Source organism: Cellulosimicrobium funkei, from assembly GCF_004519295.1.
Classification (GTDB): Bacteria; Actinomycetota; Actinomycetes; order Actinomycetales; family Cellulomonadaceae; genus Cellulosimicrobium; species Cellulosimicrobium funkei.
In genome coordinates this window covers 550,454-571,549 of the sequence record NZ_SOZH01000004.1, presented here as the reverse complement: position 1 = coordinate 571,549, position 21,096 = coordinate 550,454, and the positions used below count along the sequence as shown (strand labels likewise).

Here is a 21,096-nt window from a genome sequence, read left to right as displayed (position 1 = left end):
GCGTGCGGGAGCGTCGCACGCGCGCAGGGCTGGGTGGCAAGGCCGGCGCCGACCGAGAACGTGCGTCGTGCCGGCGTCCGTTCGGGTGCGCGCCGCCACGTCGGCGTGCCGTGGGCCGTGGGCCGGGCGCGACCCCGGGTCAGGACTTGTCGGTACCGTCCGCGGGCTCGCTCGCGGCGCCGAGCAGGGCCCGGACCTCGGACTCGCGGTAGCGCCGGTGGCCACCGAGGGTGCGGATCGACGACAGCTTGCCCGCCTTCGCCCAGCGGGTGACGGTCTTGGGGTCGACGCGGAAAAGGCTGGCGACCTCGGCGGGCGTGAGCAGAACTTCGGACTCCCCGTGCATGGACATCACGACACCTCCTCCTGGTACGCGCTGGTCCGGCAGATACCCCGGATCACGACGACAGCACGACGCCAGTACCTTCCATTGTCGCAGCATGCGGATTTCGGGCGACTTGACGGACGGGTGAATTAGGCGCTCTATGGTCGGATCGGCCGGATAGGCGCTCCTGCGGCATACGAGAGCGTTGCCGCAGGTGGTCCGCAGGGGCCCTCCGCACCGCCCGACCCGGTCCGGGCGGGGCCGCGCGGTGGAGACTGTGTGACGGTAGGCACGTCCACGGCTCGGCCAGGGTCTCTGAGTGGATGGAATAGGCCCTGAGCATGTACCGTTGGACCCTGAACAGACGAAACTACACCCCGGGGCCGCACGTCTGAGTACGTTGCCGCCCCGCTTCTACGTTGAGGGGGTCGGAGCCATGGGCCGCGGCCGTCAGAAGGCAAAGCAGACCAAGGTCGCTCGCGCGCTGAAGTACTACAGCCCCGAGACGAACTACAGTGCGCTCGAGCAGGAGCTCACGGGTCACAGCCGTACGGATGTCGTGACGGACTCGCGCTTCGGCGCCGAGCCGGACGACCTCGAGCGCTACGACCAGCGCTACAACGACTGGTCCGACGACCGCTGACGGTCGTCCGCGACACCCCCTCCGCCGTCTCGCACGGACGCACCTGACCTCGACGGCGCCGCCGCCTGCCCGCAGGCGGTGGCGCCGTCGTCGTGCGTCCGCGGCGGATCACCCCACCGCGACATCCTTGACGGATCGACCCGTCACGCCCGCGGGAAAGCAGCCCTGGCCGGGCCGACGCCACGGTCCGCGCGCCGACCCGACCGGGCGGTGATCAGGAGCTGTAGTCCCCGACGAGCCGCACCGCGCCCGCCTGGACGCCCTTGGTGCCGGCGACCAGGTCGCCGTCGGCGAGGTCACGGGCCGCGTCCGGGTCGAACGCCTCGACCGTGCCGAGCACCCACGCGGGCACGCCGAGCGCGGCGCACCGCGCCAGGGCGGCGTCGACGCCGTCCGCGCTCACGACCGCGACCATCCCGACGCCGAGGTTGAGGGTGTTCTCGAGGTCGCCGCGCGGCACCCCGCCCAGCTCGCGCACGAGGCGGAAGACGGGCGGGACGTCCCAGCTCCCCCGGTCCACGACCCCGACGAGCCCGGCCGGGAGGACACGCGCGAGGTTCGCGGCCAGGCCGCCGCCCGTGACGTGCGTGAACGCGTGGACCTGAGCCGCGTCGTCGGCGGCCAGGGCGAGACAGTCGCTCGCGTAGACGCGCGTGGGGGTGAGCAGCTCCTCGCCGACGGTGCGGCCGAGCTCGTCCACGTGCCGCTCGAGGCCCCAGCCCGCGTGCTTCAGCACGGCGCGCACGAGCGAGTAGCCGTTCGAGTGGAGGCCCGACGACGCCATGGCGACGAGCACGTCGCCCTCGCGCACGCGCTCCGGGCCGAGCAGCGCGTCCGCCTCGACGACGCCCGTGGCCGCGCCCGCGACGTCGTACTCGTCCTCGCCGAGGAGGCCCGGGTGCTCGGCCGTCTCGCCGCCGACGAGCGCGGTGCCGGCGACCTCGCAGGCGGCGGCGATGCCCCGCACGATGCCCGCGATGCGCTCGGGCACGACCTTGCCGCACGCGATGTAGTCGGTCATGAACAGCGGCTTGGCGCCCACCACCACGATGTCGTCGACGACCATGCCGACGAGGTCGAAGCCGATCGTGTCGTGCACGTCGAGCGCCTGGGCGATCGCGACCTTGGTGCCGACGCCGTCGGTCGACGTCGCGAGCAGCGGACGGCGGTACGTCGCGACCTCGGAGAAGTCGTAGAGCCCGGCGAACCCGCCGACGCCACCGAGGACCTGCGGCCCGTGGGTGCGTCGCACGGCGTCCTTCATGAGCTCGACGGCCTTGTCACCGGCCTCGGTGTCGACCCCCGCGGCGGCGTAGGTGAGGCCCGTGCGGGGCGAGTCGGCAGTCATGGTGTCGGCTCCAAAGGTGTCTCGCGGCGCGCGCGCCGGTGGTGCGGAGGGTGCGGGTCAGGGGTGCTGGAGGGCGCCGGCGCCGCCGGCGGTCACCGAGAGGCTGCGCAGCCCGTCCTCGGGCGCCCCGAGCGGGAGCTCGGCCTGCTCGAGGAGGTGCTTGCCGAGCTGGTCGTCCGGCGGCAGCTCGATGGGGTACTTGCCCGTGAAGCACGCCGTGCAGAGCTGGGACGACGGCTGCTCGGTCGCCGAGATCATGCCCTCGGTCGAGATGTAGCCGAGGCTGTCGGCACCGAGCGACTGACCGATCTCGTGCGGCGAGAGGCCGTTCGCGATGAGCTCGGCGCGCGACGCGAAGTCAATGCCGTAGAAGCACGGCCACTTCACGGGGGGCGAGCTGATGCGCACGTGCACCTCCGCCGCGCCGGCCTCGCGCAGCATGCGCACGAGCGCGCGCTGCGTGTTGCCGCGCACGATCGAGTCGTCGACGACGACGAGCCGCTTGCCGCGGATCACGTCGCGCAGCGGGTTGAGCTTGAGCCGGATGCCGAGCTGGCGCAGCGTGTCCGACGGCTGGATGAACGTGCGGCCCACGTAGGCGTTCTTCGTGAGCCCCTGGCCGAACGGGATGCCCGACTCGGCGGCGTAGCCCACCGCGGCGGGGGTGCCGGACTCGGGGACCGGGATGACGAGGTCCGCCTCGACGGGGTGCTCGCGGGCGAGCTGGCGGCCCATCTCGACGCGCGCCGCGTGCACCGAGCGGCCGTTGATGCTCGTGTCCGGGCGGGCCAGGTAGACGTACTCGAAGACGCAGCCCGCGCGCTCGATGGGCGCGAAGCGCTGCGAGCGCAGGCCCTCCGCGTCGATCGCGATGAGCTCGCCGGGCTCGACCTCGCGCACGAAGGACGCGCCCACGATGTCCAGAGCCGGCGTCTCGCTCGCGACGACCCAGCCGCGCTCGAGGCGGCCGAGCACGAGCGGGCGCACGCCCTGCGGGTCGCGCGCGGCGTACAGCGTGCGCTCGTCCATGAAGACGAGCGAGAACGCGCCGCGCAAGCGCGGGAGCACCTCGAGCGCCGTCGCCTCCAGCGTGTGGTCGGCGTCGCCCGCGAGGAGCGCGGTGACGAGCGCGGTGTCCGTCGTGTTGCCGCGCGCGAGCTCGCCGCGGCGCTGGCTCCCGTAGCGCTCGGCGACGAGGTTGACGAGCTCGGCGGAGTTCGTGAGGTTGCCGTTGTGCCCGAGGGCCACGGTCCCGGACGCGGTGGCGCCGAGCGTCGGCTGCGCGTTCTCCCACGTCACGCCGCCCGTGGTCGAGTACCGGCAGTGCCCGACGGCGATGTGCCCCGTCAGGGCGTTGAGGGCCGTCTCGTCGAAGACCTGGGAGACGAGGCCCATGTCCTTGTAGACGAGGATCTGCTCGCCGTTGCTCGTCGCGATGCCCGCCGACTCCTGGCCGCGGTGCTGCAGCGCGTAGAGCCCGAAGTAGGCGAGCTTGGCGACCTCCTCGCCGGGCGCCCAGACACCGAAGACGCCGCAGGCGTCCTGGGGGCCTTTCTCGCCGGGCATGAGGTCGTGGTTGAGAAGTCCATCTCCGCGGGGGGCCACGTACCTCAGTGTCCCACAGCGTGCGCGTCGGGACCGAAGCGCGCGGTCATGCGGACGGCGCACGTCTCGACGGGGCCGTCATCGGCGCGATACAGCGACGGACGCAGTCCGCGTGCGCTCCTCCCAGTCGTCGAGACGCGCCGCCGGCGCGGACAACCACGCGCCAGGTCGGCTCAACGACCGCATCCACCCGCGCCCAAAAGCTCCACACGCGGCGACGCCCAGGAGCCCGACGAGCAGAAGGACGGCGATCACGAACACTGAGGCCGCCGTCCCCCGCTCGCCAGCGATCCGCGCGAGGTAACCGACTGCTGCGGTCAGCACCGAGACCGTCGTGAGGATCGCTAGAGACGCGGGCACCACGACACCGGGTAGCGATTGCCACATCGCAGCGATCCACACGAGCGCTACGAGGGTGAGGACACCTACCGCCACGATCCGGCCCCAGACGGAGAGGGGAGGGACATCGAGGACGTCGCTCGACGAGACAGCGACGATGCACAGCACAACCCAGGTGATCACGAAGACCAGGCCCGCCAACGCTGCACTCCGCAGAGGGAACGAGCGCGCAGCGCGACGGCGCAGAAGCGTGCGACGCCTGTCGTCAGCCCGGAGCTGGTCCCGCACCTGATCCGTCACCTCGATGACCGAGCCCAGCCGCACGGCTTCGTTCGCCAGCCACACCACGAGGAGCCAGGCGACCGTGCTCAGCACCTGCCACGGTCCCTCGCGGTCGGTCATGGTGTCGAGCGCGACCACCGCCGCAAGGCCGGTGAACCCTAGCGTGACCACGTACTGCACCGTCGCGACGCGTTCCAGGCGGAACGCTCGCGCTTGAAGTGCGAGATCCGGAGTCTCGGACGCCCGCGCCTCGTCAGCTATCGCGTCCCCGCGGGCCGCAGAGGACTCCAGTGAGAACGCGACAGCGATGGCTACCGTCGAGATGATGCCCAACAGGACAGCGTGCGCGGCCGGCCCCGTCGCGAAATACCCGCCGACGCCGGAACCGACCATCGCCAACGGGTCCACGTCAGACCTCGGCCCACCCGGCAAGAGCGAGCCGACACCCAGCGCGAACACGATCCCCGTTGCGGCGAGCGCAACCCGGGCGTAATCACGGAGCCGAGGCCCCGACTCCCGCACTTCTCTCCCTTGACACGCGGCGCAGAGCGCGATGCAGAGCCCCATTCGGCTCCGCACCTCTCTCGAACGATCGTGCGATCCGCAGCGTGCGCAGACTCCTGCCCCCATGAACCGTGACCGTACTCAGGCGCACCGACACTGATCGTCTGGCTGTGTGGCTCAGCAGCACCGTTCACGGTGGCGTTACGTCGTCCCACCTGTCGGTCGGGGGTTTCGCTGCGTAGGAACACCGCGCTTGAATCTCGACTTACCCGACCGCGGGAGTCCAGTATGGCCGCCGCGCCGGGCCCGTTCCACCACCGCTCCCGCTCCCTGGGACCCCGACGAAGGACGACACCATGCGACGCCTCCGGACGACGATCACCCTCGCGGCTGCCGCGGCAGCCACCGCCCTGGTCCTCACCGCCTGCGCGCCGACCGCCGTCGACGGGTCGGGCGGGGGCGACGCGAGCGGCGACGGTGGCTCCGACGTCGAGCCCACGACGCTCTCGCTCGTCGGCTTCGCCGTGCCGAAGGCGGGCAACGACGCGGCGCAGGAGCTGTGGGGCGAGACCGAGGACGGCCAGGGCGTGACGTGGGACACGTCGTACGGCGCGTCCGGCGACCAGAGCCGCGCGGTCGCCGACGGGCTGGAGGCCGACTACGTGCACTTCTCGCTCGAGGGCGACGTGACGCGCCTCGTCGACGCGGGCCTCGTCGCCGAGGACTGGAACGCGGGCGAGAACCAGGGCATCGTCAGCCAGTCCGTCGTCGTGCTCGTGGTGCGCGAGGGCAACCCGAAGAACATCCAGAGCTGGGAGGACATCGTCCAGCCCGGCGTCGAAATCGTCACCCCGAACCCCGGCTCGTCGGGCTCGGCCCGCTGGAACATCCTCGCCGGGTGGGGCAGCGTCATCGCGAACGGCGGCTCGGAGGAGGACGCGACCGAGTACCTGCGGAAGTTCTTCACCAACGCCGTCGCCCTCCCCGGCAGCGGCCGCGACGCGACCACCGCCTTCACGTCCGGCACCGGCGACGTCCTGCTGTCCTACGAGAACGAGGCGATCCTCGCGCGGCAGAACGGCGAGACGTTCGACTACGTGGTCCCCGACCAGACGCTCCTCATCGAGAACCCCGCCGCAGTGACGGTCGACGCCGACCCCAAGGCGCAGAGCTACCTCGACTTCGTCCTCACGCCCGAGGGCCAGGAGGCGTTCGCGCACGTGGGCTTCCGCCCCCTGACCGGGGACGTCGACTTCGAGGTCGAGGGCGCCAACGACCCGAGCGACCCGTTCCCCACCGTCCCGACGCTCCTCACCATCGCCGACGACTTCGGCGGCTGGTCGGCCACGAACGACAAGTTCTTCGGCGACGAGGGCCTCGTGACCAAGATCCAGGCCGAGACCGGGAAGCAGTGACCCGTGTCCTCGACCCTCGCTGAACGACCGGGCCGGGCGGCGCGCGAGCGCCGCCCGGCCTCGGCCGCGCCTCCCGGCCGCACGCGCCGTCGGGCGCCCAACGGCCCCTACCGGCTCACGGCGACCTCCGGCCTCGGGCTCGGCGTCGCGCTCGTGTGGTTCTCGGCCCTCGCCCTCGTCCCGCTGATCGCGGTGCTCGTCGAGACGTCCGTCGGCGGCTGGCCGGCCTTCGTCGCCGCTGTGACGCAGCCGCAGACCGCCGCGGCGCTGACACTCACGGTCACGCAGGCGCTCGCCGTGACTGCCGTCAACGTCGTCATGGGCACGCTCATCGCGTGGGTCCTCGTGCGCGACCGGTTCCCCGGCAAGCGGCTCCTCGAGGTGCTCATCGACATCCCGTTCGCGCTCCCCACGATCGTCGCCGGCCTCGTGCTGCTCGCGCTGTACGGGCCGTCGGGGCCGCTGGGGGTCGACGTCGCGAACACGCGCGCCGCCGTCTTCCTCGCGTTCCTCTTCGTCACGCTGCCCTTCGTGGTGCGCAGCGTGCAGCCCGTGCTCGCCGAGCTCGACCGGGACGTCGAGGAGGCCGCCGCGTCGCTCGGCGCGACGCGGGCCACGACCTTCCGCCGCGTCGTCCTCCCGGCCCTCGCGCCCGCGATCACCGCGGGCGCCGCGCTGTCGTTCGCGCGCGCGATCAGCGAGTACGGCGCGCTCGTGCTGCTCTCCGGGAACCTGCCCATGCGCACCGAGGTGGGCTCCGTGCGCATCCTCAGCTACCTGGAGAACGGCCAGCCGGAGCAGGCGGCGGCCGTCGCGTCGGTGCTCCTCCTCGTCTCGCTGCTCGTCATCGCGACGATCCAGCTCCTCCAGCGCAGGGTGGCCCGCCGTGGATAGCTCCCCCTGGGTGCGCCGCACGCTGCGCGCCGTCGTGGTCGTGTACCTCGTGCTGCTGGTGGGGTGGCCGGTCTCGCTCGTCGTGCGCGGCGCGTTCGCGGACGGGCTCGAGACGTTCCAGCGGGCCCTCGCCGACCCGTCCGTCGTCTTCGCGCTCCAGCTCACCGCCGCCGTCGCGGTGCAGGTCGTGCTGATCAACACAGTGTTCGGCGTCGGCATCTCGATGCTCATCGTCCGGTACGACTTCCCGGGCAAGGCGCTCCTCAACGCCCTGCTCGACCTCCCGCTGTCCGTCTCGCCGATCGTCGTCGGGCTCTCGCTCGTCCTCGTGTACGGGAAGAACGGCTGGTTCGGCGGCGCTCTCGAGGACGCCGGGCTCCAGGTGATCTTCGCGCCGCCGGGCATCGTCCTCGCCACCGCGTTCGTGTGCCTCCCGCTCGTCATCCGCGAGGTCGTGCCGGTCCTCACGGAGCTCGGCACCGACGAGGAGCTCGCCGCGACGAGCCTCGGGGCGAGCCGCCTCCAGACGTTCCGGCGCATCACCCTGCCGGCGATCCGGTGGGCCGTCGTCTACGGCGTCGTGCTCACGCTCGCGCGCGCCCTCGGCGAGTTCGGCGCGGTCAAGGTCGTCTCCGGCAACTTCGAGGGCCGCACGCAGACGTCCACGCTGCTCGTCGAGCAGCGGTACCAGGACTTCGAGCAGGGCACCGCCTACGCCGTCGCGTTCCTCCTCGCGTCGGTGTCCGTCGCGTGCATCGTCGCCGTGACGTTCCTGCGCTCCGACGACGCCGCCGGCCCCCGCCCCCGCCGCTCCCCCCGCACCGTCAGGTCCACCCGCACCGCCGCCCCCACGGAGGCCGACGCATGAGCATCGAGATCCGCAACGTCCGCAAGACCTTCGGCGACTTCGTCGCGCTCGACGACGTCTCCGTCTCGGTGCCGACCGGCCGCCTCACGGCGCTGCTCGGCCCGAGCGGCGGAGGCAAGTCCACGCTGCTGCGCGTCGTCGCCGGGCTCGAGGTGCCGGACTCCGGCCAGGTCGAGATCGAGGGCCGTGACGCCACGAACCTGCCCGCGCGCCGCCGCAACGTCTTCGTCTTCCAGCACTACGCGGCCTTCAAGCACCTGACCGTCGCGCGGAACGTCGCGTTCGGGCTCGAGATCCGCCGCACGCCGAAGGCCGAGATCGCCGAGCGCGTCGACGAGCTGCTGCGGCTCGTGCACCTCGAGAGCTTCGCCCACCGGCTGCCGTCGCAGCTCTCCGGCGGGCAGCGCCAGCGCATGGCGCTCGCCCGCGCGCTCGCGATCCGCCCGAGCGTCCTCCTGCTCGACGAGCCGTTCGGCGCGCTGGACGCGAAGGTCCGCAAGGAGCTGCGCGACTGGCTGCGCCGCCTGCACGACGAGATCCCTGTGACCACCGTGTTCGTCACGCACGACCAGGAGGAGGCGCTCGAGGTCGCGGACGAGATCGTCGTCGTCAACGAGGGCCGCATCGAGCAGGTCGGCACGCCCGACGACCTCTACGACCGCCCCGCGAACGACTTCGTCATGGGCTTCCTCGGGCCGGTGACGCGCCTCGGCGGCGTGCTCGTCCGCCCGCACGACGTCCACGTCGAGGTGCTGCCCGACGGCGGGGCGAGCCTCGACCCGTCGGCGCACCGGGGTGTCGCGATCGGGGACACGGCGGACGCGGCGGGCGTGACCGGCGTCGTCACGCGCACGACGCGCGTGGGGTTCGAGGTGCGCGCGGAGGTGACCGCGGGCGACGAGGTGGTGTCCGTCGTCGTGACCCGCGCGGAAGCGCGGACGCTGGGCCTGGCGCCCGGCGTGGCGGTGCGGCTCTCCCCCGCCGCCGGCGCCCCGACCGGTACGGCGTCCGAGCCGGCGGACCGGCGCGTGGCCGAGCCGCTCGTCGGCTGAGCGGTCAGCGGCGCCCGCGCAGGCTGCGGCGGTCGGCGACGACGGCCCACACCCCCGCGACCGCGGCGCCGAGCGCCGCGCACGTCACGAGGATGACGGTGAAGTAGACGCCGGGCTTGAAGACCGGCGCCGCGGCGGGCGACTGGAGCCACGCACCACCGATGCCCAGGCCGAGGACCGTGCCCAGGAGGATGCCGACCGTGAAGAACGCACGGTAGCGGGGGGCGCGGCGGACCGTCGCCGGGTCGACCACGGACTCGATCTCGACCTCCTCGCCACCGGCGGAGGCGGCGTCGTCGGACGCCGCGCCCGGCGTCTCGTCCGCCCTCGTCCCCGGCCCGGCGGCCTCGGGCTCAGCGCCCCCGGGCTCGGCGGCCTCGGACCCGGCCTCGGGGCGCGCGGCGTCGGGCACCACGGCGTCGGGCGCGGCGGACGGGTCTGGGGTCGTGCCGTCGGGCACGCGGGACTGCTCGGAGCTCACGAGCACGACCCTACCCGCGCTTCCTGGGACTCCCCGCAGAGCCCTCGCCCCGGACGCACCGCGACCCGGGCCCGTCGGACGGGACCCGGGTCGCGGGACGTGGCGTCGCCTCCTCGGCGGTGCCGCACGGCGTCAGGCAGGCGTCAGCCGCAGGTCTGACCCTCGAAGGGGATCTCGTACTCCTGCGTCACGCCGTCGAGCGTCGCGGTCACGGTGACCGTCCCGCCCTCGATCGACGTGGCCCGGGTGTTGAACGACTGGTAGGCGTTCTTGCCCGGCTGGAGGTTCGGGAACCGCTTGGAACCGTAGGGCGTCTGGAGGACGACCTCGACCGGCGCGTCCTCGCCGTTGGTGGCGCGGACCGCGAGGTGGACGAACTTGCCCGTGCAGCGCGCGGTGGCCTCGAGGTTCACGAGCTCCACCGTCGGGGCGGCGGCCTCGACCGTGACGGGGATGCGCGCCGTCGTGCCGCTCGGCGACGCGACGACCCACAGGTCGTACTCGCCCGCCGCGGCGTCGGCCGGGACCGTCGCCGTCAGGGTCGCCGCCCCGCCCGTCACCGTGGCGGTGCCCGCCGCGGTGCCCGGGTTCGCCGGGTCGAACGTGGCGTCCGCGGCGACGAGGTACCCGTCCACCGACGTGTTCGTCGGCGACCCGAGCGACGTGAGGTTCAGGCCCGAGAGCCCCACGCTCACGTCGGAGCCCGCCGTCACGGTGCCGGGCAGCTCGTCGACGACCACGCGCGAGCGGTCGAACGACGGCGACACCGGCGAGCTCTGCTGCAGGTACGCGATCCACGCGTCCCGGTCGACCAGACCGGAGTCGCGCGGGTCGGTGCCGTCCGTGAACACGCGGAAGTTGTCGCCCCCGGTGGCCAGGAACGAGAACGTCGCGACGCGGTACTCCCCGGCGGGGTCGATCGGCTCGCCGTCGATCGTCACGGACGAGACGTTGCTCCCCGGCGCCGCGTTCGGGTCGGCGGTGCTCGCCGTCCACGACACGTTGTCCGAGAGGCCCAGGGCGAGGTACGGGCGCGACGGACGGTTGCCGTTCGCGTCCGTCTGCCACTGCTGCTCGAGCATCTCGACGACCTGCTCGCCCGTCAGGGTCACGGTCCACAGGTTGTTGACGAACGGCAGCACCGCGTTGGCCTCGGCGTAGGTGATGACGCCGTCACCGTCGTGGAACAGCTCGCTGCGCAGCCCGCCGGGGTTGACGACACCGATGTCCGCAGCGCCGCGCGCCGGGTCGGAGAGCGTCGCGAGGAGCGAGTCGGCGACGAGGTTGCCGAGCGTCGACTCCGAGGCGCGGTCGTCACGCCCGGAGGTCGGGTTCGGGCCGGAGCCCACGTACGTCCCGCCGGGACCGGTGTACGAGCCGCCCGCGAACGCGGTCGTGATGTCCGCGGTGACCTCGCCGATCGGAGTCGCGCCGATGATCTCGGCCTGCTGGAGCGCCGCGTCGACGATCGTCTTGACCTCCGCGACGCGCGGGTACGTCGCGACCAGGGTCGCGTCCTCCGCCTTCGTGCGGGCCACGTTCTGCGCCGTGTACGCCGTGACCTCGTGGGTCGCGGTGTCCACGGTGAGCGACACGTGCCCGATGAACTCGCCGTAGTTGCCGGTCTGGACGATCGGGCGGGTCTTGCCCGGGGCGCCCGGGACGGGCGCGTCCCACGCGTACTGCTTGTGGGTGTGGCCCGTGAAGATCGCCGCGACGCGCGCGTCGGTCCCGTCGACGATGTCCGCGAAGGCGCCGCCCGCGGCGACCTCCTCCTCGAGCGTCGCGCCGTCGGGCGTGCCCGCGGACGCGCCCTCGTGGACGAGACCCACGACGACGTCCGCCTCACCGTTCGCCGGGTCGCCGTCCTGGAGCTGGGCGGTGACGCGGTTGAGCGCCTCGACGGGGTCGCCGAACTCGACGTCGGCGATGCCCGACGGCGTGACGAGCGTCGGGGTCTCCTCCGTCACGACGCCGACGAAGCCGACGTCGAGGCCGTCGATCTCGACGACCTGGTACTCCGGCAGCGCCGGGTTCGTCGTGCCCTTGTCGTAGACGTTCGCGCCCAGGTAGGCCCAGTCGGCCTCGTCGGTGACACGACCCGTGAGGTCGTCCATGCCCTGGTCGAACTCGTGGTTGCCCACCGCGGACGCCGCGAGGTCGAGCGCGTTCAGCACGTCGATCGTCGGCTGGTCCTCCTGGAGCGCCGACGCGAACAGCGAGGCGCCGATGTTGTCGCCCGCCGAGACGAAGGCCGTCCCGTCGGGGTTCGCCGCGCGCAGCTGCTCGATCGTGCCCGCGAACTTCACCGTGTTGGCGTCGATGCGACCGTGGAAGTCGTTGATCGCCAGCAGGTCCAGCTGCGTGGTGCCGGGCTCGGCGGCGCCGAGCTGGAGGCCCACGAGGACGGGGTCGTGGTCGGACGACCGGAACGGCGTCGTGTCGTAGAGGATCGACGCGTTGTAGTTGTACCGGCTGTACTCGTTGGCGATCGGCTCGACCGAGTTGATGTTCCACACGTCGGTGCCGGTGACGGCGTCCGCCGCGGCCGGCGACGCGAACACGTGGTCGAGCGACCCGACGTACCCGTCGAACAGGTAGGTGTGCTCGCCCGTCGACGCACCGAGGTCGGTGTAGCCGGCGTCCTTGAGCACCTGCAGCGGGTCCTCCTGCTCGTAGGAGTTGAAGTCGCCCGCGAGCAGGACCTTGTCCGTCCCGGCGTCGGCCGCGACGTCCTCGGCGAAGGCGACGAGCGCCGTCGCCTGGCCCACGCGCGCCTTGTTGTACGCGCCCTGGCCGTCGCCGGTGTCCTTCTGGTCGGCGGGCGCGGAGTCGCTGCCGCCCTTCGACTTGAGGTGGTTCGCGACGACGAGCACGTCGTCGCTCGCCGCGTCGTCACCCTCGGTGATCCCGCCCGCGGGCTGGAAGACCTGGGCGAGGGGCTCGCGCGCGTTCGAGAACGCCGGGTCGTCGAGCAGGATCACGGAGTCGCCGACCGGCTCGGCCTCGGCCACCTGGTAGATGTACGCGAGGCGGATGACGTCCTCGTCCGTCGGCACGGCGGCCGGGGACGGGACGAACGCCCACTCCTCCGCGCCCGCGGCCGCGTTGAGCGCGTCCACGAGGTCCGACAGCGCCTGGTCGCGGTCCTTGCCGAACGGCTCGGAGTTCTCGATCTCCATGAGCGCGACGACGTCCGCGTCGAGGGCGTCGATCGCGGCGACGATCTTCGTCTGCTGCCGCTCGAGGTTCGCGGCGTCCGCCGCGCCGCGCGCGTCGCAGCCCGTGCGGACCGTGATCGGGTTCCCCGCGCGGTCCGTGTAGAACTGGCAGCCCGCGACCTGGTCGCCCGTGGTCGTGAAGTAGTTGAGGACGTTGAAGGTCGCGACGGAGAGGTCGCCCCCGACCTCGGCCGGAGCGTCCTCCCGCGTGTTCTCGAACGTGACCGGCTGCACCGTGGCGGCGTTGCCGCCGTCGCCCGCGGTGAGCTGCGTGCGCGGCTGGAACGTCCAGGCGTCGAACCGGTAGTCGAGGATGACCGGCGTCGTGAACGACACGGCCGCACCCACGCGCGCCGGTGCCCCGCCCGTGAGGTACGGGAGCGGGACGCCCTTGTTCGCGGTGTTGTTGAAGTTCGTCGTGGCGCCGTCGTCGAGCACCACGGCCCGCGCGGCACGGTCCGCGACGGCGGCCGCCGCCTCCGCGCTGCCCGGCCGCCCGGCCGACGTCGGCTGGACGAACGGGTCCGTCCCCGCCGCGAGCACGAACGACCCGTAGTAGTTCGTGTCGTAGTTGTCCGCGACGACGTAGTCGCCCGCCGGCTGCACGAGCATGCCCTCGAGGACCTCGCGCTCGGCGTCGGTCGCCGGGAACGCGACGTTCGCGGGCTTGACGTCCTGCGCCGCCTCGTCGAGCACGGTCCAGCCGCCCGCCGCGGGCGTGATCTGGGTGAGCGTGAAGTACTCGGACACCGCGCCCGTCACCTCGACGTGGTCGCCGACCGCCACCGCGGCCGCGCCCGCCTTCGAGTAGACGAAGATCGCGTCCGACGCCGTGTGCGACGCGTCGAGGTCGCCGCCGGTGCCCTCGGTCTGCAGGTAGAAGCCGTCGTAGCCGCCCGTGGGGTACGTCGCGGTGACGACGCCGCGCGTGGTGACCGTCTGCCCGACGAGCGGGCTCGCCGCGCCCGTGCCCTGGATCTCCGCGATCGGGACGACCTCGCCCGGCTCGGGGCCCGGGCCGCCGCCGTCGTCACCGCTGTTCTGCGGCGTAACGGTGCTGGAGAGCGTGAGGTCCTTGCTGTTGTCGTCCGAGTCGGCGTACCCGGTCCGGTTGATCGACGCGGGCACGTTGTTGGCCGACGGCGCGGGGCCCACGGCCGTCTCGAACGTGTTCGAGGTGCCGTACCCGATGAGGTCGACGACGTTCGCGGCGCCCGCGGCGTTCCCCGCCGGCAGCGTCACCGGGGAGGTCGACCGCACGAGCGCGAGGGTGCCCGTCGTGCCCGACGGGTTGAGACCGCCCGTCGCGTCGGGCGTGGGCAGCTCGGCGCCGTTCGAGCCGTTCGACCCGCCCTGCACCAGGTAGTAGCCCCCGGGGGCGACCGAGCCGGTCAGCGCGGTCACGCCCGTGAAGGCGCCCGTGCTCGTCGCGGAGCGGTACTGCAGCGACATCCCGGAGAGGTCGATCGCCGCCTGCGTGGGGTTGTACAGCTCGACGAACTTGTGGGTGTACGGGGCGTTGGCGCTGCCGCCGCTCAGGTAGGCCTCGTTGATGACGAGGCCCGACCCGTCGGGCGCCGCGCTCGCGGCGGTGGCCGCCGCGACGGAGAACGGCACGGCGAGGGCCACGGTCAACGTGCCCGCCACCACCCTCCGTCGCCGCAGGTGCTGGTGGTCGGTCACGCTGACTCCTTCATCTCGTGCGGACGGCCGGGCAGCAGCTCGCGCGTTCCCGTGGGTCGGGGACGTCCCTCGGACGGGGCGACGCCCTGCCTCCCCGGGACATCGCACCCCACCTGGATGAACGTGCGGTTGCTGCCGTGTCACCGTCACGAGAACGCCAGCGCACGTCGTCGTGCCGCGAGCGCCCGCGCGGACGGCGGCCGGTCATCCTGGGACGCTAGTCCCCCGTCCGGCGCTCCGCCAGACCGGCCCCCAGAACGTTACCCACCGGTAACACGCTCGCCGCCCGCGAGCGGATGCCGAGGCCCCGCCGGAGGGGTCAGCGCGGCCGGGCCGCCTGGAGCGGCAGCAGGAAGGAGATGTCGGAGCGCTCGCCCGACGCGCGGACGCGCCCGTCCGCGACGGCGTCGGCCCAGGCGACGGCCCCCGTGACGAGGCCCAGCCACGTCTGCGGGTCCGTCTCGACGACGTTCGGCGGCGTCCCGCGCGTGTGCCGCGGGCCCTCGACCGCCTGGACGGCCCCCGCGGGCGGTACGCGCACCTCGACCGTGTGCCCGGGCGCGACGTCGGCGAGCTCCTCGAGCGTGAACCGCACGGCCGTCGTCACGGCGCGGCGGTCGGTGGGGTCGTCGCGCCACGTCGCCAGGGCGAGGCGGCCGGCGGCGGGGTCGGTACGGCGTCGGGCAGGCACGAGGACCAGCCTAGGCCGCGCGGCCCGGCGTCAGCCGACGGTGAACCGGACCCGGCGCCCGGGCACCGACGCCTCGCGCAGCGTGGCGCGCACCGGTTTGCCGAGCGGGAGGTCCGCCCCCTCGACGGGGGCGCGCACCGCGGGGTCGGCGAGGACCACCTGGCCGCGCCGTGCCCCGCCCGCCTCGTCGGCGTCCTCGCGCTCGAGACGGCGGGCGCGCTCGCGGTCGTCCTCGACGTCGACCACGACGCCGTCGAACTCCTCGCCCTCGCGGCCGGTGAGCAGCGCGGCCTCGACGACGTCGACGATCGCGCGCTCGTACGCGCTCGCGCGCTGGCCCGTGCGGGCCATGGTGCGCGGGAGACCGGGCAGGGCGTCGAGCACCCACTGCGGCACGTCCTCCCCCGTGCACAGCGCGAGGCACACCTCGGTGCCGTAGCGGTCCACGAGCCGGCGCAGGGGCGCGGTGACGTGCGCGTACTCCGCGCCGATCGCGGCGTGCGCCGCGTCGTCGGGCACGCCGGGCTCCTGGCCCGTGCCGCCGAACGCCTCGTACGACGCGCCCCGGAACAGCGACGTCGCCTCGTTGAGGAACGCGGCATGGCGCGGGACGCGCGAGTCGAGCGTCGGGACGAGCTCGGCGTACGGCGTCTCGCGCGGCCAGCCGATGCCGAGCGCGCGGGCCGTGCGGCGCAGGCGCGCGAGGTCGCGCGGGTCGGCCTCCGGCAGCGCGCGGAAGACGCCGACACCCCCCGCGCGCATGATCCGCGCCGCCGCGATGCCCGTGAGCAGCGACACCTGCGCGTTCCAGGCCTCCGCCGGGAGGGTCGAGCGGAACTCGAGGCCGAACGAGCCGTCGTCGCGCGTGACGATCTCCTGCTCCGGGACCTCGAGCGACACACCGCCGCGCTCGCGCTCGCGCGCGAGCCGCAGCTCGCCCACCTCGCGGAGCAGCAGGAGGGGGTCGCCGGTGTCGTCCCCGGCGGGACGAGCGTCGATCCGGGCCTGCGCCTCGCCGTAGGTGAGGCGCTGCGTCGAGCGCACGACGGCGCGCCGCACCCTCGCGTCGAGGATCTCGCCGCGGGCGTCGAGCACGACGCGCCAGGCCGCGGCCGGGCGGTCCTCGCCCGGCAGGAGGCTCGCCGCGCCCTCGGACAGCACGGCCGGGTGCAGCGGGGTGCGGCCGTCGGGCGCGTAGAGGGTCGTGCCGCGCTCGTGGACCTCGGCGTCGATCGCGCCGCCCGGCACGACGAACGCGCCGACGTCGGCGATCGCGTAGCGCACGACGAACGCGGCGCCCGCCGGGTCGCCCGGCGCTCCCCCGGCCCGCTCGAGGTGCAGCGCCTGGTCGAGGTCCATCGAGCCCGGCGGGTCGATCGTGACGAACGGGACGTCGCGCAGGTCGACGCGCCCCGGACCGGGCACCGCGCGGTCCTCGCGCACGACCTCCTCGGCCTCGGCGAGCACCCCGTCCGGGAAGCTCTCCGGTACCTCCATCTCGCGGCGCAGCGCCGCGAGCGCGTCGGTGACCAGCGCGGCGGTGCTCGGGGCGGAGGGCTCGGGTCGCGCGAGGCGCAGGTGACGGGCGGGCACGAGCCCGACCCTACCCACCCGTCGCCGGGGACGTCCTGCGTGGCAGGACGAACGACGACGGACGGGGCGAGCGCGCGGGCCAGGGCGTCCGACTGACCTGGCCCGCGCGACGCGCACGCGTCACTACCGACGCGTGCCGCCGGGCAACCCCCGCTGCCCGGACGAAGAGGGGACGGGCGACGCCCGTCTCACATGCCGCGCGTGCCGAAGCGGTCGCGGGCGACGGCGTCGCCCTCGCCCGCCGCGGCCGCGGCGAGCTCGCGGCGCACCTCCTCGCGGAGGCGGCCGTGGTTCTGCGGCTCCGGCGCCGCCCCGAGGAGCAGCTTCGTGTACTCGTGCTGCGGGTCGAGGATGACCTGGTCCGACGGCCCGCGCTCGACGACGTTCCCGCGGAACATCACGAGGATCTCGTCGCTGAAGTGCCGCGCCGTCGCGAGGTCGTGCGTGATGTAGAGGACGCCGAGGTTCTCCTCGCGCTGCAGGCGCGCCAGCAGGTTGAGCACCCCGAGCCGGATCGACACGTCGAGCATCGACACGGGCTCGTCCGCGACGAGGAACCGGGAGCCGGGGGCGAGCGCGCGGGCGATCGCGACGCGCTGCCGCTGACCTCCGGACATCTCGTGCGGACGCTTCTCCGCGAACGTCCCCGGGGGCGTGAGGTTCACGCGCGTGAGGAGCTCGTCGACGGCTGCGTCGAGCTCGGCGGCCGTCTTCGCGCGCCCGTGGATCCGCAGCGGCCGCTCCAGGTGGTGACGGATCGAGTGGAACGGGTTGAGCGACGCGAACGGGTCCTGGAACACCATCTGGACGTCGTGCCGGTACTCGGCCAGGCCACGGCCACGCCGGGCGGACGGGACGCCGTCGAGCAGGATGTCGCCGGACGTCGGCGTCTCGAGCTTCGCGATCATCCGCGCGACGGTCGACTTCCCGGAACCCGACTCACCGACGATGGCGATCGTCTTGCCCGGCTCGAGCGTGAACGACACGTCGTTCACCGCACGCAGCCGCGACCGCTTCCACCCGTTGCGGATGACGAAGTCTTTGGTGAGGTTCCGGATCTCGAGCGTGCCCATCAGGCCACCCCTCCCGTGCTGTCGGCGGTGTCCTCGCCGGACCGGACGAACCCGCCACGGTCGCCCGTCAGGCTCGGGAACGACCCGAGCAGGCGGCGCGTGTACTCGTGCGCGGGCGCGTTGTAGATCTCCTCGGCCGTGTTGAGCTCGACGATCTCGCCGCGGAGCATGACCGCGATCCGGTCGCTGATCTCCAGCAGCAGCGGCAGGTCGTGCGTGATGAAGACGACGGCGAAGTCGAACTGCTCGCGGAGCCGCATGATCTCGCGCAGGATGCCGCGCTGGACGACGACGTCGAGCGCCGTCGTCGGCTCGTCCATGATCATGACCTGCGGCTGGAGCGCGAGGGCCATCGCGATCATGACGCGCTGGCGCATGCCGCCGGAGAGCTCGTGCGCGTAGCTGTCGAGCCGGTTCGGGTCGACCCCGACGAGCTCCAGCAGCTCACGGCTGCGCTCGAGCTTGGCCTTCGCGGACATCCCCGGGCGGTGCGTCGCGAAGACGTCGAACAGCTGGGCCTTGATGCTGATCACGGGATTGAGGGAGTTCATCGCCCCCTGGAAGACCATCGAGACCTTGTCCCAGCGGAACGCCCGCAGCGAGTCCCCGGACAGGGCGGCGACGTCGATGTCGTCGCCGTCCTTGTCGTGGAGGACGATCTCCCCGCTCGTGCGCAGCGCCGGCGGTTTGAGGAGCTGGTTGAGCCCGTACGCGAGGGTCGTCTTGCCGCAGCCGGACTCGCCCGCGAGGCCGAGGATCTCGCCTCGGTGCAGGGTCAGGGACACGTCCTTCACGGCCTGCACGACCGGGTTCACCTGGTACTCGATCGAGACGTTCCGCGCCGTGAGCACGGGGACCGCACCGGGCGGGGCCCCGAAGTCGCCCGCAGGCTTCGCGGTGAGGGTCGGTGCGCTCATGACTGGACCTTCTCGTCGTCGCGGGCGGGGGTGTCGGCCGCGGTGCCCGCCGTGCCGGCCGTGGCGGTGCTCGGCGCGATCGCCGCCTGGAGCTTCGCACGCTGCTTGCGCGCGAGGCGGACGTTCTTGACCGCGGCAGGGGCCGTCCGCAGCTTGGGGTTGATGATCTCGTCGATGCTGAAGTTGATGAGGGCGAGCCCGCAGCCGAACAGCGCGATGAGGAGGCCCGGCGGGACGAACCACCACCAGCGCCCGTACGCCATCGCGTTCTGCGTGCTGGCCTCGTTGAGGATGGTGCCCCACGTCACCGACCCGGACGGCCCGAGGCCGAGGTACGAGAGGCCGGCCTCGCTGAGGATCGCGAGGAGCACGGCGCCCAGGAAGTTCGCGGTGAGCAGCGGCAGGAGGTTCGGCAGGATCTCGACGAGGACGATGCGCGGCGCCTTCTCGCCCGCGACGTTGGCCGCGTAGACGTAGTCGCGGCTGCGCAGGGACCGGGCCTGTGCCCGTAGCACGATCGCCGCCCCCGCCCACCCGGTGATGCCGAGGATCAGGGCGACGAGGAAGAGCGAGCGGGACTCGAGGTAGGCGGAGATCACGATGATCAGGGGGAGCCCGGGGATCACGAGCATGATGTTCGTGACGAAGGACAGGATCTCGTTGGTCCAGCCCCCGACGTAGCCGGCGATGATGCCGAACAGGAGCGAGAGGACCATCGCGATCACGCCCGCGAGCAGTCCCACCGTGAGGGAGCCGAGGCCGCCGTGCGCGACCTGGGCGAAGATGTCGACGCCGATGTTGTTCGTGCCGAGCAGGTGCTCGGTGCTCGGCGGCAGGTACGCCGGGTTCGACGTCGCCCGCGGGCTCTGGCTGAACAGCGGCGCCACGACGGAGAAGAGCACGATCCCGAGCGTCAGCACGAGGCCGACGACGAGCTTGCCCGAACGGCGCGGGAGCATCGCCCGGATGCCGCGCTTCGGCGCGGTGCTCTGTGGGACGGGCTCGCCCGCGACGACGGCCTCGGGCGGGGCGATGGGCACGTCCGGCACGATGCCGGCGGTCCGGTTCTCGGGCGGCAGGCCGTCCACCACCACGGAGGCGGCAGGAGCGGCGTCGGCCGCGGGAGTCACGGTCTCGGCGTCACGGGTGGGGTCAGCCATTGTTCCGCGTCCTCGGGTCGATGATGCCGTTGATCAGGTCCATGAGGAAGTTCGCCGCGAGCACCACGACGGTGATCACGAGGAAGGCGCCCTGCATGAGCGCGTAGTCCTTCGCCTGGACCGCGGTGAAGAGCAGCTTGCCGATGCCGGGGTAGCTGAAGGCCTGCTCCATGACCACCGACCCGGCGACGACGAAGCCGAGCGCGATGCCGAAGCCCGTGACGGACGGCAGGACCGCGTTCCGCGTCGCGTACGTCAGCGCGACCCGGAAGGGGCGCAGGCCCTTGGCCTCGGCCGTCGTGACGTAGTCCTCGGCGATCGTCGAGACCATCATGTTGCGCATCCCGAGGAGCCAGCCGCCCATCGCCGACAGGATGATCGTCACGGCCGGGAGCGTGCCGTGGTAGATCACGCTGCCCACGAAGTCCCACGACCACTCGGGACCGCTGTCGAACTCGAAGATGTCGTACGCGCCCACGATGGGGAACCAGCCGAGCGACACCGAGAAGATCGAGATGAGGACCAGGGCGAGCCAGAAGTACGGCACCGCCTGGAGGAAGGTCGACGCGGGGATGATGTGGTCGACCCACGTACCGCGCTTCCACCCGACCCATGCGCCGAGGCCGACGCCGAGGAGGAACGCGATGATCGTCGCCAGCCCGACGAGGCCCACCGTCCAGGGGAGGGCCTCGCCGAGCAGCTGGCTGACGGGTGCCGGGAAGTACAGGACCGACGTACCGAGATCACCTGTGAAGATGTTCTTCCAGTACGTGAGGTACTGCTCCCACAGCGAGGCGTCGTCACTGCCGAAGAGGATGTCGACACTCTGGATGAGGCCCGGAGTCAGCTCACCGTTCTTCCGGAGCAGGGTGTCGAGGTAGATCTGCTTGGGATCACCGGGGATGGCCCGCGGGAGAAGGAAGTTGAGCGAGACGGCGGCCCAGAAGGTGACCACGTAGAACGCGATCCGCCGTGCGTAGTACCTCATTGAACCGACTCCTC

Annotated in this window: 17 protein-coding genes; 5 read left to right on the top strand and 12 right to left on the bottom strand. The window is 72.7% G+C overall.

Features of this window, described 5'->3' with window-relative positions; all coding sequences use genetic code 11:
• Positions 1-139: 139 nt before the first annotated feature.
• Entirely contained in the window at positions 140-352 is a 213-nt protein-coding gene (locus tag E1O70_RS08415; RefSeq protein WP_021482113.1) for a BldC family transcriptional regulator, read from the bottom strand.
• A 409-nt stretch (positions 353-761) separates the two neighbouring features.
• On the opposite strand from E1O70_RS08415, the gene E1O70_RS08410 reads away from it, so the two are divergent.
• Positions 762-968, top strand: coding sequence for a DUF3073 domain-containing protein (locus E1O70_RS08410; RefSeq protein ID WP_021482112.1), 207 nt, complete (start codon positions 762-764; stop codon positions 966-968).
• 214 nt (positions 969-1,182) lie between these two features.
• Here E1O70_RS08410 and purM read toward each other — a convergent pair whose 3' ends face one another.
• From purM to E1O70_RS08395, 3 genes are all read right to left on the bottom strand, one after another.
• Positions 1,183-2,316 carry a phosphoribosylformylglycinamidine cyclo-ligase gene (gene purM, locus E1O70_RS08405; RefSeq protein ID WP_061268313.1) on the bottom strand — a complete coding sequence of 378 codons (1,134 nt, stop codon included), beginning with the start codon at positions 2,314-2,316 and terminating at the stop codon, positions 1,183-1,185.
• 57 nt (positions 2,317-2,373) lie between these two features.
• On the bottom strand, positions 2,374-3,921 hold the full coding sequence (gene purF, locus E1O70_RS08400; RefSeq protein WP_031315107.1) for an amidophosphoribosyltransferase: 1,548 nt from the start codon (positions 3,919-3,921) through the stop codon (positions 2,374-2,376).
• 78 nt (positions 3,922-3,999) lie between these two features.
• The gene (locus tag E1O70_RS08395; RefSeq protein ID WP_061268314.1) at positions 4,000-5,109 is read right to left on the bottom strand and encodes a hypothetical protein; all 1,110 of its coding nucleotides are present in this window, start codon (positions 5,107-5,109) and stop codon (positions 4,000-4,002) included.
• A 293-nt stretch (positions 5,110-5,402) separates the two neighbouring features.
• On the opposite strand from E1O70_RS08395, the gene E1O70_RS08390 reads away from it, so the two are divergent.
• Genes E1O70_RS08390 through E1O70_RS08375 form a run of 4 tightly spaced genes read left to right on the top strand, consistent with a single transcriptional unit; the run spans position 5,403 to position 9,275 of the window.
• Positions 5,403-6,461 (top strand): sulfate ABC transporter substrate-binding protein, encoded by a 1,059-nt coding sequence (locus E1O70_RS08390; protein WP_061268315.1) that lies wholly within the window; start codon positions 5,403-5,405, stop codon positions 6,459-6,461.
• Positions 6,462-6,464: 3 nt separating this feature from the next.
• The gene (cysT, locus tag E1O70_RS08385; protein WP_061268316.1) at positions 6,465-7,355 is read left to right on the top strand and encodes a sulfate ABC transporter permease subunit CysT; all 891 of its coding nucleotides are present in this window, start codon (positions 6,465-6,467) and stop codon (positions 7,353-7,355) included.
• Positions 7,348-8,223, top strand: coding sequence for a sulfate ABC transporter permease (locus E1O70_RS08380; protein ID WP_114552656.1), 876 nt, complete (start codon positions 7,348-7,350; stop codon positions 8,221-8,223). Before cysT ends, E1O70_RS08380 begins: the two co-directional genes overlap by 8 nt.
• Entirely contained in the window at positions 8,220-9,275 is a 1,056-nt protein-coding gene (locus E1O70_RS08375) for a sulfate/molybdate ABC transporter ATP-binding protein (RefSeq protein WP_061268318.1), read from the top strand. Before E1O70_RS08380 ends, E1O70_RS08375 begins: the two co-directional genes overlap by 4 nt.
• A gap of 4 nt (positions 9,276-9,279) precedes the next feature.
• Here the strand turns inward: E1O70_RS08375 and E1O70_RS08370 are convergent, their stop codons facing one another.
• The 8 genes from E1O70_RS08370 to E1O70_RS08335 all read right to left on the bottom strand — a co-directional run bounded on the left by E1O70_RS08370 (position 9,280) and on the right by E1O70_RS08335 (position 21,082).
• Entirely contained in the window at positions 9,280-9,756 is a 477-nt protein-coding gene (locus E1O70_RS08370; RefSeq protein WP_128957615.1) for a hypothetical protein, read from the bottom strand.
• Positions 9,757-9,899: 143 nt separating this feature from the next.
• Complete coding sequence (locus tag E1O70_RS08365) at positions 9,900-14,660, bottom strand: ExeM/NucH family extracellular endonuclease (protein WP_061268320.1); 4,761 nt, start codon at positions 14,658-14,660, stop codon at positions 9,900-9,902.
• A gap of 319 nt (positions 14,661-14,979) precedes the next feature.
• On the bottom strand, positions 14,980-15,351 hold the full coding sequence (locus tag E1O70_RS08360; RefSeq protein ID WP_043656540.1) for a sterol carrier family protein: 372 nt from the start codon (positions 15,349-15,351) through the stop codon (positions 14,980-14,982).
• Between the two features lie 30 nt (positions 15,352-15,381).
• A complete protein-coding gene (locus tag E1O70_RS08355) occupies positions 15,382-16,944 on the bottom strand; it encodes an RNB domain-containing ribonuclease (RefSeq protein WP_061268321.1) in 1,563 nt (520 codons plus the stop codon).
• Between the two features lie 188 nt (positions 16,945-17,132).
• Positions 17,133-18,017: an ABC transporter ATP-binding protein gene (locus tag E1O70_RS08350; RefSeq protein WP_061268322.1), complete on the bottom strand. Its 885-nt coding sequence runs from the start codon at positions 18,015-18,017 to the stop codon at positions 17,133-17,135.
• Positions 18,017-18,934 carry an ABC transporter ATP-binding protein gene (locus tag E1O70_RS08345; RefSeq protein WP_082774603.1) on the bottom strand — a complete coding sequence of 306 codons (918 nt, stop codon included), beginning with the start codon at positions 18,932-18,934 and terminating at the stop codon, positions 18,017-18,019. The genes E1O70_RS08350 and E1O70_RS08345 overlap by 1 nt, the downstream gene beginning before the upstream one ends.
• Complete coding sequence (locus tag E1O70_RS08340) at positions 18,931-20,094, bottom strand: ABC transporter permease (protein WP_082774604.1); 1,164 nt, start codon at positions 20,092-20,094, stop codon at positions 18,931-18,933. The genes E1O70_RS08345 and E1O70_RS08340 overlap by 4 nt, the downstream gene beginning before the upstream one ends.
• Positions 20,087-21,082, bottom strand: coding sequence for an ABC transporter permease (locus tag E1O70_RS08335; protein ID WP_061268323.1), 996 nt, complete (start codon positions 21,080-21,082; stop codon positions 20,087-20,089). Before E1O70_RS08335 ends, E1O70_RS08340 begins: the two co-directional genes overlap by 8 nt.
• Between the last annotated feature and the right edge of the window lie 14 nt (positions 21,083-21,096).